The following is a 15435-nucleotide window of genomic DNA, read 5'->3' on the forward strand; positions in this document are numbered from 1 at the left end:
CAGGAAATAATAATGAATGAGAATACGTTAAAACAATTAGGTAAATCAACAGTACTAGCTTCCTCTCTTTTGGCAGCGGGCGTATTTGTAAATCAAACAAATGCATCAGCCTCTGAAGCGCAAAATGGTTGGACAGCCAACTCAGTAGCGCAAGTTAGTCAAGCAGTTCAACAATCAGCAGGAAATGACTATCTCGTTCGTTACGGAGATACGTTGTGGGCACTATCGCAAGCAACAAATAGCTCAATTGCTCATTTGGCACAAACAAACGGTATTGCTAATCCAGATTTGATTTATGCTGGAACAACATTGACGTTAAGTGATGGTGCAATTGCGCGTCCAGTCGCACAAGCGGTACCTGATGAACAAGCACAAGTAGATGCTACAGCACAACCTGTAGAACAAACTCAAGTGGCTGATCAAGCACAGGCTACAGAACAAGCTCAAGTGGCTGATCAAACACAACCTGCAGAACAGGTTCAAGCTGATACAGCAGAGCAAGATCAAGCAGCGGCTAACCAAGCTGAAGCTGAAGCCAATGCAGCGGCAGAACAAGCTCGTCAAGCTGAAGAAGAAGCTAATCAATTAGCTGCACAAAAGGCTGAAGAAGAAGCCGCAGCACAACGCGCAGCTGAAGCACAAGCTAAGCAAGATGCCCAAATTAAGGCACAAGCAATTGAAGCAGCAGAAGCACAAAAGCGTGAAGCTGCAAACCAAGCACGTCAAGAAGCACAACAAAAGCAAGCACAAGCTCAAGAAAAGCAAGCTGAAGCACAACAAAAGCAAGCACAACAAGAGTCTGCAAGCGAGCAACAAAATAACCAAGCGCCTGTTACCCCAAATAATTCAACAGACGATTCATCAAATAATAATCCAGCGCCACAATCAGGAGATGCTACTTTTACAGCGTTGAATGAATTGCGTATTGCAAACGGATTGGCACCATTGCAATGGGATGCTGATTTAGCTGCTCAAGCAACAGCTCGTGCTAGTTTGGTAAATTCAACGCAATCAGTACCAAGTGATCACTGGTCAAGTGCTGGTGAAGTAATTGCGATTGGTTGGAATGCCGGAGCAGATGTCAATAATGCATGGTTTAATGAAATTAACATGGCTGGAGCACCTGGACACCGTAATTGGCAAATGAATGCTGGTTATACACGTGTCGGATTTGGACATGTTGGTAACTCTATTGTTGGTATTGCACGTTAAAATAAAACTAAAGGAGATGTTTGAGTAATCAAATGTCTTTTTTATTTATCATCAACCAGTAAAAAAACGCTCGCATATTAGCGAGCGTTTTTTTAATTTATGTCCAGTCACCATTACGGAATACTGGAACTGCTTGGCCGTCAAATGTGATACCGTCAACATCCATGTCGGCTGAACCAACCATGAAGTCAACGTGGACGCTTGAATCGTTTTGACCATGGGCTTGGCGATCAGCTAGGCTCATTTGTGTACCACCGTTAATGTTTGATGGGTATGCTGCCCCTAAGGCGAGGTGATCCGACGCATTTTCATCAAATAACGTATTAAAGAAGGTGATACCTGATTGTGAAATTGGTGAAGGATCAGGAACAAGGGAAACTTCACCTAATGATGTTGCACCTTCATCTGTGGCTAATAACTCTTTTAAGACGGCTTCGCCGGTTGAAGCATGTGCGTCAACGACATGACCGTTTTCAAATGTAAGTTCGATATCTTTGATTAGTGTACCACTGTATGAGAGTGGCTTGGTTGATTTAACATGCCCCTCAATATTGCGATAGTCAGGTGAAGTAAAGACTTCTTCTGTGGGCATGTTCGCAATAAAAGTATGTCCAGATTTATCGACTGAATCAGCTGCTTCCCAGAAATGATTTTCAGCTAGTCCGACTGTCAAGTCAGTAATTGGTGACTTAAAGTGCAATTCTTTGAAATTATGATCATTTAACCAAGCTGACTTTTCCTTAAGTTTTTCAACATGGGCAGTCCAGTCAGCTTCGGGATCGTTATCTGCTGAAATTCGTGAAATTTTAAAAATTTGTTCCCAAAGTGTATCTTGAGCAGCATCCGCATCAAGGTCAGGGAAGACTTTTTGTGACCATTCACGACCGGCAGCGCCAATCACAATCCAATCGATGTCGTTATTCATTGTGACTTCACGGACGGCTTTATTCGCGTTTTGATATGCACGTTCTGATAAGGTGATACGGTTGCTGTCAATGTGGCTAAATCCATCAGGGTCTGCAGACATAATTGAAATACGCGTTGTATTTGCATCTGCAATATTTTGTGAGCGTACTGGAACCCAAGTTGGCAGGTTAGATAGCATCTCTTCAGGTGCGTTTTCTAAATAGGCACGCTTTGTATGTAAATCAGACCAATCTACATCTACTTTGGCTGCACCGCGTTCATAGGCAGCATCAGTGATTGCGTGAACTAGGGGAGCTTGTTCAATTTCAGCATAAATCAAAATTGATTGTCCTTTACGAACATTAACACCTAGTGACGCCACAAGTTGGGCGTATTTTGTGAGTAGTAAGTCGAAATTTTCAATTGTCATTCGTTGTGCCTCTTTCTTTTATTAGAATATGCTCATTTTACATGATTTGAGCTGTTCTTACCAGATTTACAGCGTTTTTGCTGTTTCTAGGTAAGTGTAGTATAATAACACGGATAGAATTTAAATGAACATCTAGGAGCAAAAAAACATGAGACGAATTATTACATATGGTACATTTGATATGCTACATTACGGACATATCAATTTGTTACGTCGTGCGAAAGAGCGTGGTGATTATTTGATTGTTGCACTTTCAACGGATGAATTTAATTGGGACGAAAAACAAAAAGTAACCTATTTCAGCTATGAAAAGCGTAAGCAATTGCTTGAAGCTATTCGATATGTAGATTTGGTTATCCCTGAAGAGGGCTGGGCGCAAAAAACAGAAGATATCAAATTGTATCAAGTTGATGAATTTGTGATTGGTGATGACTGGCGTGGTCAGTTTGACTATTTGGAAGATGAAACAGATGCTACAGTGACTTATCTTGAACGTACGCCTAAGATCTCAACAACACAAATTAAAGAAGATTTGAATGAAAAAGATTTGGCTAACGGTTCTTCAGATGAACAATAATAGCTTGGCTAGCATTTAATTGGTTAAATCGAAACTCATTTTACAAGTGTGAAATGAGTTTTTTAGAAGGAAATGCAATGCAAAAAATTAAGAACGTTATTAAAAATTCACCTTTTTTGGGTGCGTTATATTCTGGTATGTTAGGCATATGTATATTTTTTTTGCGTCATATGATTCGTGTTAATGACAAACAAATTATGTTCGCCTCGTACAGCGGGCGTCAGATTTCTGATACACCATTAGCTGCATATCAGATTCTTAAAGCGGACCCGGAATTTGAGGATTATCATTTTGTGTGGGCGGTCAATCAACCAGGTAATTTTCCTGAATTTGAAGATGTTGAACAAGTCAAAATGGATTCAATGGGATATTTTATCCAATTGTTGAAATCGAAATTTTGGATTTCAAATGCTTCCATTGAACGCTTAATTCCTTTTAAACATCCAAATAATATTTACATTCAATTTTGGCATGGTGTACCGCTAAAGACATTAGGTCATTCCGAACCGGATTTACCCCAATTGGTACAACGTTGGTATGATCATGTCGAGTTAGATTATCTGTTTGCTTATAGTTCATACGATGCAGAAAAGTTGCATGGATTATTTCCACAAACAAAACAGGTTGTTGAACGGGGACAATTACGAAAGTGGTTATCTGACCAAGTGCAACCTGACTTAGCATTGAAAGCACAATTGGGCAATGATAAGCCGGTGTTACTATATGTACCAACGTATCGAAATGATCAACAAATTGAAGCTTTTTTGAATACGGACGAATTAACAGATTTGATGCATGATTACCAAGTGATTTATCGGGGACATTATTTTTCAGAACGAACCGATTTACCTGGATTGATTGATGGCAATCAATTTGATCTTTATCAATTGTTTGCGGTTGCGGATTTATTGATTACAGATTATTCGAGTGTGATGTTTGATTTTGCATACTGGCAAAAACCAATCTATCTCTATGCACCAGATTTGGAAAATTACCAAGCGACCCGTGGATTCTTTCTTAATCCAAAGTCGCTGGGATTACCTGTTGTTGAGTCATTTGATGATTTGAAAAAGACTTTAACAGCCGCAGAACCAATGACGGACGTATTGCAGGCGTTAGAAATGACCTACGATCCGCACGATGTCGATCAGACAATTGAGGCTTTTAAAGCGTGTTTTAAATAATTCGTTAAAAAACCACCAAAGTTTAAGCTAAAGATGGTTTTTTTTTTGTAGAAAAGGTAGGCTTAATTATCAGGGTGCAAAATAACTTTGAGATCAGTTATTGAAAATGTGATTAAAGAGAGTTCGGTAAGCCAATGAACAAGAAAAGTAAAAGTTATATATTTTCAAAGCGGTTTTTAGATATATCAGTCGCAATTTTTGCACTGATTGTTTTATCACCTGTTTTTTTGTGTGTTTCGATTTTGTATCTATTTGGTGAAAATCGCGGGCCTATTTTTTATCAACAGACTAGAATTGGTTTTGAACATCGAAAATTTAAAATTTATAAATTTAGATCAATGGTGGTGGGGGCTGATGCACGCTTGACGGAAAATCCAGAACTTTATGCGAAATTTGTGGCAAATGGTTATAAGTTACCAACTTCTGAGGATCCACGCATCACGAGTTTAGGTGCTTTTTTACGTAAAACATCTATCGATGAACTTCCACAATTTATCAATATTTTAAAAGGTGATATGAGTATAATTGGACCACGTCCAGTGGTTGAAAAAGAACTTGTTGAATACGGGGATGAAGTAGATACGTTCTTGTCGGTGCGTCCTGGAGCAATGGGTTTGTGGCAAGCAAGTGGTCGAAGCAATATTCAGTACCCAGAGCGAGCGCAATTGGAATTAGATTACGCAAAGAATGCCAATATCTGGTTTGATTTTAGAATTATTTTTATGACCATTCAGGCGATATTTAAAAAAGTCGGTGCAATGTAATTTAAACGTGGAGGTGTGAGTTGATGAAAGAACGAAGCCGAACATGGGTCGTGTGGGCGCTTTTAATCTTTTTAATTGGGGTTATGGCATTTGGTAGTTACTATATCAATACGGTTCAAAAAGAACGGGTGACTCAATCGCAAAAGCGTGATGCGCCGAAAGCGATTAAAGCCGCACGCGATGAATTACAAGCTGCTGATATTGATACAAAAGATATTTCAGATAAAAAAATCGATGCTGTGATACAGGAAGCAAAAGCGGATAACGTTTCAGTTGTTGAATATGTAAAAGCGCATCGGACCGCTCTAGATGAATAGTCAGAGGAATTAACTATGAAAATTATTGTTGCGGCACATAAACCATATCAAATGCCTGATGCGGCGATTTATCAGCCGGTGTTTGTTGGTGCGGCCTTGAAGACAGATATGCCAGATGGATATATTGGGGATGATACGGGGACGAATATGTCTGAAATGAATCCTTATTATAATGAATTAACGGCACTATATTGGGCAAAATATAATCTTCAAGATGAAGATGTGATTGGTTTAGCTCATTATCGTCGTTATTTGGGTACCAAAACCAGTCATGCACTGAAAGATGTCTTAACGGAAGTTGATATTGCACACGCGTTGACAGAGGTGGATGTTTTGTTGCCAAAGCATCGGAATTATTTCATTGAAAACCAAAAAGATCATTATTTAAATGCACATTTAAATGAGCCATATTTTGTCATGGCTCAGGTGATTCATGACGATTATCCAGAGTATGAAGCAGCCTTTAAGACATTAGAAAAGTCGACAAAAATTCATCTCTATAATATGGGGATTATGCGCCAAGAATTGTTCCAAGAATATACTGATTTTGTTTTTGGTGTTTTGGAAAAGGTGCAAACACAAATTCCCTATCAAAATTATGAAGGTCAAGATGCACGCGTCTTTGGTTTTTTGGCAGAACGGTTGATGGATGTTTGGGTGAATACACATCAACTAACCTATAAAGAGTTCCCTTTGGTTACGACAGAAAAAACCAATTGGGTGGACAAGGGTTCGCAATTCCTAAGACGTAAGTTTGTCAAAGGTGATGCAAAGAAAACACATTTTTAAGCATATAACGATGAGTTATATGCTTTTTTTTTGAAAAAAATAAAGTTTTTTTCTGAAATAAATGCAAAACAGGCTTCAAAAGACGATTAAATAAGGGTTTTAGCACTCTTTGTATTTAAGTGCTAAAAGTGTTGACAAAGTATCTGTAGGCATGTATTATAATAACTGTTAGCAGGAAATGGTAATGAGTGCTAACGAAAGAGGTGAAGTAGATGTTAACAGATAGACAGAGATTAATTTTAGCAACTATCGTTATGGAGTATGCTGAAAGTGGTAAAGCTGTCGGTTCGAAAGCATTGCTTCAGGATTTGCAGTTAGGTGTGAGTTCGGCAACGATTCGAAGTGAAATGGCTTCGCTTGAGAATCAAGGCTTATTACAAAAAGAACACACATCTTCTGGCAGAGTGCCATCGCAAAGTGGTTATCGTTACTACGTTGATAAATTGATGCCAACCGATCGACAAAGTATGGAAATTAAGAATGCACTTCATCGTGTGTTTGCTCGTAATTTCCAACAAGTAGATGATATGTTGCAACAAGCTGTTGACGAGTTAGTTAACTTGACAGGCTATACGGCGATTGCCTTAAAACCTGAAACGATGGGAACTCGGCTTTCTGGATTCCGACTTGTACCGCTTGATGGACAACAAATTTTAGCAATTGTTGTGACAAATGATGGTGAAGTAACAAGTCAAAGTTTCCGATTACCAGATGGGATGGATGTCTCAGAGTTAGATAGTATGGTTGCTTATATTAATAATACATTGGTTGATCATTTGGTTGTTGATGTATTGAAAACATTAAGTGGCGACTTACCATTAACGATGGAACGTGTGATTCGTACGCCAGCTGCTTTCTTGCAGTTGTTCGGTGATGTATTGGCACGTTCGATTTCAGACAAAGTCTTTATCGGCGGTCAGCTAAATGTTTTGGATTTTACAAATGATTCAAATTTGCAAGATATTAAACAAGTATTCCAATTAATTCAAAAGCCACAATCGATGCGTGAAGCAGTTGGGACGGCGAATGATGGCATTATGGTTCAAATCGGGGAAGAAAACCGAAATGAATTATTGCAAAAGTACAGTTTAGTATCTGCAACCTACCATGTACCAAAACACGGAGCTGGTGCAATTGCAATTCTAGGGCCAACACGAATGCCATATGCACAAACGGTTATGACGGTTGATCAATTTAGAAATGCGCTTGCAGAAAAATTAGTTGAATATTATTAATGAAAAGAGGTGTCGAAATGGCAGAAGATACACAAGCTACAAATGAAGAAGTGGATGTTGAAGAAGTTTCGGCTGAAATGGTTGATGAATCAATGTCAAATGATGATGTTGATCAAGCGGAATCAGTAACTGAAGCAGATTCAGAGACTGAAACCGTTGCCGATGAAATTGCTGAATTACGTCAACAACTTTCTGATGCAGAAGATAAGTTCTTGCGTTCGCAAGCTGAAATGCAGAACATGCAGACACGGTTAGTTAAAGAACAAGCACAAGCGTTGAAATATGCTAATCAAAAATTAGGACTTGCTGTTTTGCCAGCCTTGGATAACTTGGAACGTGCGCTACAAGTCGAAGCTGACGACGAAGCTGCAGAACAATTGAAGAAGGGTGTTGAAATGGTCTTTACGACTTTGAAGCAAGCCCTTGTTGATAATGGTATTAAAGAAGTCGGAGTTGTCGGAGAAACGTTCGATCCAAACTTCGCTCAAGCCATTCAATCAGTTCCAGCGGATGAAGCGCATCCAGCAGATACGATTGCATCAGTTATGCAAAAGGGATACGTTTTGGATGACCGTGTCATTCGTCCAGCTATGGTTTCAGTTTATAGTTAAGCCAGACACTAAATATTACATAAACACAAAACATTAAAAATTAGAGAGGTATAGAGATTATGTCAAAGATTATTGGTATTGATTTAGGAACAACAAATTCAGCCGTTGCCGTTATGGAAGGTGATACACCTAAGGTGATTACAAATCCAAATGGTGGTCGTACAACACCTTCTGTTGTGTCATTTAAGAATGGGGAAACTCAAGTTGGGGACACTGCAAAGCGTCAAGCTATTACAAACCCAAACACAGTTTCATCAATTAAGTCACACATGGGTGAAGCAAACTACACAGTTGATGTAGATGGTAAGGATTACAAGCCACAAGAAATTTCAGCAATGATTTTGCAATACTTAAAGGGTTACGCCGAAGATTACTTAGGTGAAAAGGTTTCAGAAGCTGTTATCACAGTGCCTGCTTACTTCAATGACGCACAACGTCAAGCAACTAAGGATGCTGGTAAGATTGCTGGACTTGATGTAAAGCGTATTATCAACGAACCAACAGCCGCTGCCTTGGCATATGGTCTTGATGGTGATGACAAAGATGAAAAGGTCTTGGTTTATGACTTGGGTGGTGGAACATTTGACGTTTCAATCCTTGAATTAGGCGATGGTGTCTTCGAAGTTTTGTCAACAAATGGTGATACACATCTTGGTGGTGACGACTTTGACCAAAAGGTTATCGACTGGTTGGCTGATGAATTTAAGCAAGAAAATGGCATTGATTTGCGTGATGACAAGTTGGCATTGCAACGTCTAAAGGATGCTGCTGAAACTGCTAAGAAGACATTGTCACAAGCAACTGAAGCACAAATTGACTTGCCATTTATTACAGCTACAGATGATGGTCCATTGCACATTCAAAAGACATTGTCACGTAGCCAATTCAACCAAATGACATCAGATTTGGTAAAGCGTGCTGAAGGACCTGTAAAGAATGCCTTGAAGGATGCTGGATTATCAATGGATGATGTTGATAAGGTTATCTTGAATGGTGGATCAACTCGTATCCCTGCAGTTCAAGAATCAGTTAAGAAGTTGACTGGTAAGGAACCAGATCACTCAATTAACCCTGACGAAGCGGTTGCTTTGGGTGCTGCGGTTCAAGCTGGTGTGCTAACTGGTGATGTTAAGGATGTTGTTTTGCTTGACGTTACACCACTATCACTTGGTATTGAAACAATGGGTGGCGTATTCACAAAGTTGATTGATCGTAACACGACAATTCCAACATCAAAGTCACAAACATTCTCAACTGCTGCTGATAACCAACCAGCTGTTGATATCCATGTTTTGCAAGGTGAGCGTGCCATGGCTGCAGATAACAAGACTTTGGGTCAATTCCAATTGACTGATATTCCTGCTGCACCACGTGGAATCCCACAAATTGAAGTGACATTTGATATTGACCGTAACGGTATCGTTTCTGTTTCTGCTAAGGACCTTGGTACAAACAAGGAACAAAAGATTACCATCCAAGATTCTGGTTCATTGTCAGATGATGATATTGAGCGTATGATGAACGATGCTAAGGCAAACGAAGAGGCTGACAAGAAGCGCAAGGAAGAAGTTGATTTGCGTAACGAAGTTGACCAATTAATCTTCAGTTCAGAAAAGACACTTGAAGAAGTGGGCGACAAGGTTAGCGATGATGAGAAGAAGCCAGTTGAAGATGCTGTTGCTGCTTTGAAGGAAGCTAAAGAAGCTGACAACCTTGATGATATGAAGGAAAAGAAGGAAGCATTGGAAAAGGTTGCACAAGAATTGGCTGTTAAGTTGTATCAACAACAAGCTGATCAAGCACAACCAAACGATGCTGCTGGAAATGATGATGGGACTGTTGAAGGTGACTTCACAGACGAATCAAATAACTAAAATTTAAAATTTTAAAATCGTTACACACAACACAAAGCGAGGCTTCGGTCTCGTTTTGTGATACATAAAATAATAAAAAAGGAGGGGTGCCTCATGAATAATACTGAATATTATGATACGTTAGGTGTATCAAAAGACGCATCTCAAGATGAAATTAAGAAAGCTTACCGTAAATTATCAAAGAAATATCATCCAGATATTAACCACGAAGACGGGGCTGAAGAAAAATATAAGGCCGTTCAAGATGCTTATGAAACATTAGGTGATGACCAAAAGCGTCAAATGTATGATCAATATGGAAAAGCTGGTGCTGACGCCGGATTCGGCGGTGGTGGTCAAGGCTTTGGCGGATTTGGTGGCTTTGGCGGCGGCGGTCAAGGTGCGCAATTCAGTGGTGACTTGAATGATTTGTTCGAGCAAATGTTCGGAGGTGGATTCTCTTCTGACCCTAACCGACCACGTCAGGGACGTGATTTGCAATATCGTATGAATTTATCATTTGAGGAAGCAATTTTTGGTAAAGAGACGACGATTAACTATAATCGACAAGGTGAGAATGGCGAACAAGAGCGCAAGGAGCTCAAGGTAACGATTCCAGCTGGTGTTGAAGATGGTCAACAAATGCGTTTGTCGGGTCAAGGTGAAGCTGGAACAAATGGTGGCGCCTATGGTGACTTGTATGTTGTCTTTTATGTTGCTGCATCTAAGGATGGTTTTGAGCGTGATGGTGCAACCGTATATTCTCGTGTTGCTGTTGATTATGCAACTGCGGTATTGGGTGGTGAAATTTCGGTCAATACAGTTCATGGAGATGTTCAACTAAAGATTCCGGCTGGAACTCAGACTGAAACAAACTTCCGCTTGCGTGGAAAAGGTGCACCAGTGATGCGTGGTAACGGAAATGGTGATCAAATTGTAACCGTTTATATTGATGTGCCAAAGAAGTTGAGCAAGGACCAAAAGAAGGCGTTGACTGCCTATCAAGAAGCGATGGATGGACATAGTACAAAGCGTGGCCTATTTAATTGAATAAAAAGTTTTAAAAAATAGAAAAAAGACGGATTCGTTTTAAAAGACGAGTGCGTCTTTTTGTTGGTTTAAGGTTAATTATGTATATTGTGTTTGAGGTTAAATTATGCGAGTTGAAGAATTTAAACTAAGTGTCGTTGGGATGGATGTAACGCGCCGATTGTTTATGCGATCACAGGGCGAACTGTTTCCGTTAACGACTTATGAGCTTGAAGATAATATTGTTTATTTAATGAGTGGCGAGGCGTTAGAAACGGCTTTACAACTGGAGACGATTTTAAATTTTTTGGATAATCAAGAATTGATTGGTATTGATGCGGAGAAGCAATTTTTCCCAATCTATGGTTACCGCGTAGAAAATGATTATTTGATTTTAGGTTAAGGAGCACAGCATGAAAAAAAGCGCACTATATTTTACGTTTTCGACCATTGTGTTGGTATTGATGGGTGTCGGATATGTCGTAATGCAGGGTGGCTTTTCGGTTTTTGGTGATCGAACAGCAGGGAAAGAACGTTCGCATAATGAAAAAGACATGGCGGCGCTCTATGAAGTTCCGCAGTCTGATTTGAAATCAAATCGATATGTTAAAGATATGATGCCAACAAAAGTTGGTGACTACACAGTGACCTCACAAGGGGTTCGTATGACCTTGGATAAAGATGAAAAATTAGATACTAGTGTTGATAATGGTGCGATGAAGTACCATGTCAATCGTATTCAAGTTTTGAAAAATGAGGCTCGAACTGAACAGGCACAAAGCATTGTCCGTAAATCGATGAATGTACCTGATTTGTCGAAAAATTATATGTCGGCGCAGATTGATTATACCGTTAAGAATGAGTCACAAAGACGCGTCAGTTCAGATGGTGTGACAACGGTGTCTTATGGCTATGGAAATGTGATGACCCCATTAGGCGGTTTAGTCAATGGTGGTAGTGTATCGGCGGATGGTATCAACCCTGGTGAGACGCAATCCGGTTATGTGATTGTGTGGATACCTAAAAATGCGGCGCAAGATTTTAAACAATTTTCGATTGAATTTGCATCGACTTATGATGAGAGTGGCCAACAGATTAGTTCTAAAGCACCTAAAACAACCGTAGATTTCTAAATAAACTGAAATTAAGACTGAGTTAATGGTAAAATAAAAGAAGTCTAAAACCGCTTTTAGGCGGTTTTTTTATGTTTAAATGATGGAGGAAAATAACAATGCAACTTGAATTCTTAGGAACTGGTGCGGGGGTACCAGCACACTTTCGTAATGTGACAAGCATTGCCTTACGCTTGCTTGATGAGTTGAATTCGGTGTGGTTATTTGATGCGGGTGAAGGTACGCAAATTCAAATGCTTAGTTCCAGCATTCGTCCTCGAAAAATTGATAAAATTTTTATTACACACTTACATGGTGACCATATTTTTGGACTGCCTGGTTTATTAGCATCGCGATCATTTCAAGGTGGTCAAGATGAATTGACGATTTATGGACCCAAAGGTATTAAACAATTTATTGAAACGAGTTTGCGGATGTCACAAACACATCTGACATATCCGATTAAGTATACGGAAATTGCCCCTGAGGGTGGTTTGATTTTTGAAAATAAAAAAATGAAAGTGACGGCTAAGCCATTAGACCATAAGATTTTATCGTTCGGTTATCGCATCGACGAAAAAGACCAAGTTGGTGAATTACAAGTTGATAAACTAAAGGCATTGAATGTCCCAGCTGGCCCACTTTATGGCCGGCTTAAGAGCGGACAAGATATTACTTTGGACGACGGTCAAGTCATCAAGAGTCAGGATGTAATTGGCCCAAATAAAAAGGGGCGTTCAGTTGTCATTTTAGGTGATACCCGAAAGACGGATAATGCGCTTATTTTGGCGAAGGATGCAGATGTGCTGGTGCACGAATCAACCTATGGTCAAGGAGAAGGCAAACAAGCTCGGAATCATTATCATTCGACAAGTTTACAGGCGGCTGAAATTGCTAAACAAGCTCATGTGGGACGTTTGTTATTAACCCATATTTCAGCACGTTATGCTGGTAAGTCAGCTAATGTACTAGCGTATCAGGCACGTGATATTTTTGAAAATACGCGCGTCGTCAATGATTTTGATGTTTTTGAAATTCCGTATGGGACGCAGCATAATACGAAGCCGATTAAACTTGATGTAACGAATGAGGAGGATACGCAATGATTGAAGCCAAATTTCGTTGGCAAACTGATGAACTTAATCAAAGTGCGGTCCAACAATTAACGACAGATTATGATTTACCGGATTTAGTTGCTAAATATGCGGTGAATCAAGGGTATGATACCCCAGAGTCGGTGCAGACGTTTTTGCAACCAACCATGGACCAACTCTATGATGCATCACTGTTACCGGGGATGCAGGCGGCAATTGAACGTCTAACACAAGCGATTGAACAAGGTGAAAAAATTGTTGTCTATGGTGATTATGATGTCGATGGTATGTCAAGTACGGCTATTATGGTTTGGGCGTTGGAGATTCTGGGTGCAGATGTGACTTATTTTGTGCCAAGTCGATTTGATCAAGGCTATGGACCAAACCTTGAAAAATACCAAGCGCTAGTTGCGGATGGCATGCAGCTACTTGTGACTGTTGATAACGGTGTGACCGGGGTTGAAGAGTTTGCATGGCTGAAATCACAAGGGATTGATGCGATTATTACAGATCATCATGAATTGCCAGAACAATTACCAGACGTGACGGCAATTGTTCATCCGCGTTTAGTGGCCGGAGATGATGCATATCCATTTGGAGAATTGTCTGGTGCGGGCGTTGCCTTTAAAGTTGCGTCAGCTTTGTTAGAAGCTCCAGCTGATGAGGTGATTGATCTAGCTGCATTAGGTACCGTTGCGGATGTGATGCCATTGATTTCTGAAAATCGGGTGATTACAGCACAAGGTGTTGCAGCAATGCGAGAAGACGCACGTCCAGGCGTTGCGGCGATTTTAGCTTCGGCTGGTCAAAATCCGGAAGAGCTTAATGCAAGTAGCATTGGTTTTACGATTGGACCACGTTTAAATGCAATTGGGCGATTAGCTGATCCAATGTTAGGTGTCCAATTACTTTTGTCTGATGATATGGACGAAGCGGATCAGTTAGCCAAGCAAGTTGAAACTTTGAATAAAGAACGTCAAAAATTTGTTGAGGAAATTACGACTGCGGCACAAGCGCAATTAGTAGCAGAAGAAACGCAGCATCAAGTCAACGTCGTTATTGGTGCAGATTGGCATGAAGGCGTGTTAGGAATTGTTGCAAGTCGTTTGGTGGAAGCAACAGGTAAGCCAACAATTGTTTTGACGAGTGATGGCGTTCAAGCCAAGGGTTCAGCACGTTCTGTTCCTGGTTTTGATTTATTCACGCCATTAGATGCGCATCGTGAACTATTTGATGCCTTTGGTGGGCATGCCAGTGCAGCTGGGATGACACTGCAATTGGACCAAATTGCAGAATTGCAAAAAGTGTTAGATCAAGCGGCGAGTGACCAGCGTTTAGCAGATGTGCCGCAACCGGAACTTTCTATTTTAGGCAATGTGACCGGCCGTGATTTTAATCGTGAAACGTATGACACATTGCAAATCTTAGCGCCGTTTGGAGAGCAGAATCCAGAACCCTTATTTCAAGTCGATGTACAGATGTTACAACAAATTAAAACCATGTCTGATGGTAAACACCTGCGCTTTACGGCAGTAACGACGCAAGGTGACTTACCAGTTATTGGTTTTGGTTTTGGCGAATTAGCTGATCAGTTGGCCGGTCGTTTTGAGAAAATTAGCTTAGTTGGGACCATGAGTCAAAATACGTATCGTGGGATGACAACATACCAATTGATGCTTAAAGATATTAAAGCTGAAGGTTCTTCGATTATGGACTGGCGCACAAGTAAATTAACGCAACAAGTCTTACAACAACCTGCTGATTATATATTTTTTGATGAACGTTTATATCAGCAATTAAGTCCACAAGTTGGGGCCAATGGTCGCGCGATTTCAATTGAAGATGCCTTTAACTATACCCAGTTAGGGACGATGGCGTTAGTTGACTTGCCTGACTCGTTAGAGCAGTTGCAGGAGTTGTTGCAATTTGTCCCTGCAAACGCGATTGCACCTATTTTTTATACGAAGCATCCAAGTTATCTTCAAAAAGTGCCAACTAAGGCTGATTTTGGTAAAGTTTTTCGTTTTGTACAAAGTTATCAAAACGTTAATTTGTCGGGTCAATTTAAGCAAGTGGCTCAGCATTTACAGATGGACCCAAATATGCTGAATTTAATATTTAAGGTGTTTTTAGAAGCTAACTTTGTTACAATAGAAAATGGTTTCTTAAATCCAGTTGCAGATCCAGAAACGGTTAATCTCACGGAAACTGAAACTTTTAAGGCGTTTATGAGACGCCGTGAACTTGAAAAGCAATTGATTTATAGTTCTACTTCAGAATTAGAGCAATTGCTTTCTGATTTGAGCAAGCAGGAGAATTAAA

General features: G+C 40.1%; 15 protein-coding genes. 14 read left to right on the plus strand and 1 reads right to left on the minus strand.

Annotated elements, in window-relative coordinates:
• The first annotated feature begins 12 nt into the window (after positions 1–12).
• Complete coding sequence (locus IV67_RS03945) at positions 13–1212, plus strand: CAP domain-containing protein (RefSeq protein ID WP_057787337.1); 1200 nt, start codon at positions 13–15, stop codon at positions 1210–1212.
• Positions 1213–1309: 97 nt separating this feature from the next.
• On the opposite strand, the gene IV67_RS03950 is transcribed toward IV67_RS03945, so the two are convergent.
• Positions 1310–2548, minus strand: a complete 1239-nt coding sequence (locus IV67_RS03950; protein WP_057787339.1) for an aminopeptidase — start codon at positions 2546–2548, stop codon at positions 1310–1312.
• A 148-nt stretch (positions 2549–2696) separates the two neighbouring features.
• On the opposite strand from IV67_RS03950, the gene tagD reads away from it, so the two are divergent.
• The 13 genes from tagD to recJ all read left to right on the plus strand — a co-directional run bounded on the left by tagD (position 2697) and on the right by recJ (position 15434).
• Positions 2697–3125: a glycerol-3-phosphate cytidylyltransferase gene (tagD, locus tag IV67_RS03955; protein WP_057787341.1), complete on the plus strand. Its 429-nt coding sequence runs from the start codon at positions 2697–2699 to the stop codon at positions 3123–3125.
• A gap of 77 nt (positions 3126–3202) precedes the next feature.
• A complete protein-coding gene (locus IV67_RS03960; protein WP_057787343.1) occupies positions 3203–4309 on the plus strand; it encodes a CDP-glycerol glycerophosphotransferase family protein in 1107 nt (368 codons plus the stop codon).
• A 134-nt stretch (positions 4310–4443) separates the two neighbouring features.
• Complete coding sequence (locus IV67_RS03965) at positions 4444–5073, plus strand: sugar transferase (RefSeq protein ID WP_057787345.1); 630 nt, start codon at positions 4444–4446, stop codon at positions 5071–5073.
• Positions 5074–5096: 23 nt separating this feature from the next.
• Complete coding sequence (locus IV67_RS03970; RefSeq protein ID WP_057787347.1) at positions 5097–5390, plus strand: hypothetical protein; 294 nt, start codon at positions 5097–5099, stop codon at positions 5388–5390.
• Between the two features lie 15 nt (positions 5391–5405).
• A complete protein-coding gene (locus tag IV67_RS03975) occupies positions 5406–6179 on the plus strand; it encodes a DUF4422 domain-containing protein (RefSeq protein WP_057787349.1) in 774 nt (257 codons plus the stop codon).
• A 212-nt stretch (positions 6180–6391) separates the two neighbouring features.
• Positions 6392–7414 (plus strand): heat-inducible transcriptional repressor HrcA, encoded by a 1023-nt coding sequence (gene hrcA, locus IV67_RS03980; RefSeq protein ID WP_057787351.1) that lies wholly within the window; start codon positions 6392–6394, stop codon positions 7412–7414.
• 17 nt (positions 7415–7431) lie between these two features.
• Entirely contained in the window at positions 7432–8025 is a 594-nt protein-coding gene (grpE, locus tag IV67_RS03985; RefSeq protein ID WP_057787353.1) for a nucleotide exchange factor GrpE, read from the plus strand.
• 59 nt (positions 8026–8084) lie between these two features.
• Positions 8085–9899 (plus strand): molecular chaperone DnaK, encoded by a 1815-nt coding sequence (dnaK, locus tag IV67_RS03990; protein WP_057787355.1) that lies wholly within the window; start codon positions 8085–8087, stop codon positions 9897–9899.
• Positions 9900–9992: 93 nt separating this feature from the next.
• Positions 9993–10928, plus strand: coding sequence for a DnaJ C-terminal domain-containing protein (locus IV67_RS03995; protein ID WP_057787357.1), 936 nt, complete (start codon positions 9993–9995; stop codon positions 10926–10928).
• A 106-nt stretch (positions 10929–11034) separates the two neighbouring features.
• A complete protein-coding gene (locus IV67_RS04000; RefSeq protein ID WP_057787359.1) occupies positions 11035–11310 on the plus strand; it encodes a hypothetical protein in 276 nt (91 codons plus the stop codon).
• A gap of 10 nt (positions 11311–11320) precedes the next feature.
• Positions 11321–12040 carry a hypothetical protein gene (locus IV67_RS04005; RefSeq protein WP_057787361.1) on the plus strand — a complete coding sequence of 240 codons (720 nt, stop codon included), beginning with the start codon at positions 11321–11323 and terminating at the stop codon, positions 12038–12040.
• Between the two features lie 98 nt (positions 12041–12138).
• Positions 12139–13125 carry a ribonuclease Z gene (rnz, locus tag IV67_RS04010; protein WP_057787363.1) on the plus strand — a complete coding sequence of 329 codons (987 nt, stop codon included), beginning with the start codon at positions 12139–12141 and terminating at the stop codon, positions 13123–13125.
• A complete protein-coding gene (gene recJ / locus IV67_RS04015; RefSeq protein ID WP_057787365.1) occupies positions 13122–15434 on the plus strand; it encodes a single-stranded-DNA-specific exonuclease RecJ in 2313 nt (770 codons plus the stop codon). Before rnz ends, recJ begins: the two co-directional genes overlap by 4 nt.
• Position 15435 lies beyond the last annotated feature (1 nt).

Source organism: Weissella minor (assembly GCF_001437425.1).
Lineage (GTDB): Bacteria > Bacillota > Bacilli > Lactobacillales > Lactobacillaceae > Weissella > Weissella minor.

Excerpts from the sequence above, each read along its gene's own strand:
- IV67_RS03945 (WP_057787337.1), top strand. The coding sequence starts at position 13 with ATGAATGAGAATACGTTAAAACAATTAGGTAAATCAACAGTACTAGCT.
- IV67_RS03950 (WP_057787339.1), bottom strand. The coding sequence starts at position 2,548 with ATGACAATTGAAAATTTCGACTTACTACTCACAAAATACGCCCAACTT.
- tagD (WP_057787341.1), top strand. The coding sequence starts at position 2,697 with ATGAGACGAATTATTACATATGGTACATTTGATATGCTACATTACGGA.
- IV67_RS03960 (WP_057787343.1), top strand. The coding sequence starts at position 3,203 with ATGCAAAAAATTAAGAACGTTATTAAAAATTCACCTTTTTTGGGTGCG.
- IV67_RS03965 (WP_057787345.1), top strand. The coding sequence starts at position 4,444 with ATGAACAAGAAAAGTAAAAGTTATATATTTTCAAAGCGGTTTTTAGAT.
- IV67_RS03970 (WP_057787347.1), top strand. The coding sequence starts at position 5,097 with ATGAAAGAACGAAGCCGAACATGGGTCGTGTGGGCGCTTTTAATCTTT.
- IV67_RS03975 (WP_057787349.1), top strand. The coding sequence starts at position 5,406 with ATGAAAATTATTGTTGCGGCACATAAACCATATCAAATGCCTGATGCG.
- hrcA (WP_057787351.1), top strand. The coding sequence starts at position 6,392 with ATGTTAACAGATAGACAGAGATTAATTTTAGCAACTATCGTTATGGAG.
- grpE (WP_057787353.1), top strand. The coding sequence starts at position 7,432 with ATGGCAGAAGATACACAAGCTACAAATGAAGAAGTGGATGTTGAAGAA.
- dnaK (WP_057787355.1), top strand. The coding sequence starts at position 8,085 with ATGTCAAAGATTATTGGTATTGATTTAGGAACAACAAATTCAGCCGTT.
- IV67_RS03995 (WP_057787357.1), top strand. The coding sequence starts at position 9,993 with ATGAATAATACTGAATATTATGATACGTTAGGTGTATCAAAAGACGCA.
- IV67_RS04000 (WP_057787359.1), top strand. The coding sequence starts at position 11,035 with ATGCGAGTTGAAGAATTTAAACTAAGTGTCGTTGGGATGGATGTAACG.
- IV67_RS04005 (WP_057787361.1), top strand. The coding sequence starts at position 11,321 with ATGAAAAAAAGCGCACTATATTTTACGTTTTCGACCATTGTGTTGGTA.
- rnz (WP_057787363.1), top strand. The coding sequence starts at position 12,139 with ATGCAACTTGAATTCTTAGGAACTGGTGCGGGGGTACCAGCACACTTT.
- recJ (WP_057787365.1), top strand. The coding sequence starts at position 13,122 with ATGATTGAAGCCAAATTTCGTTGGCAAACTGATGAACTTAATCAAAGT.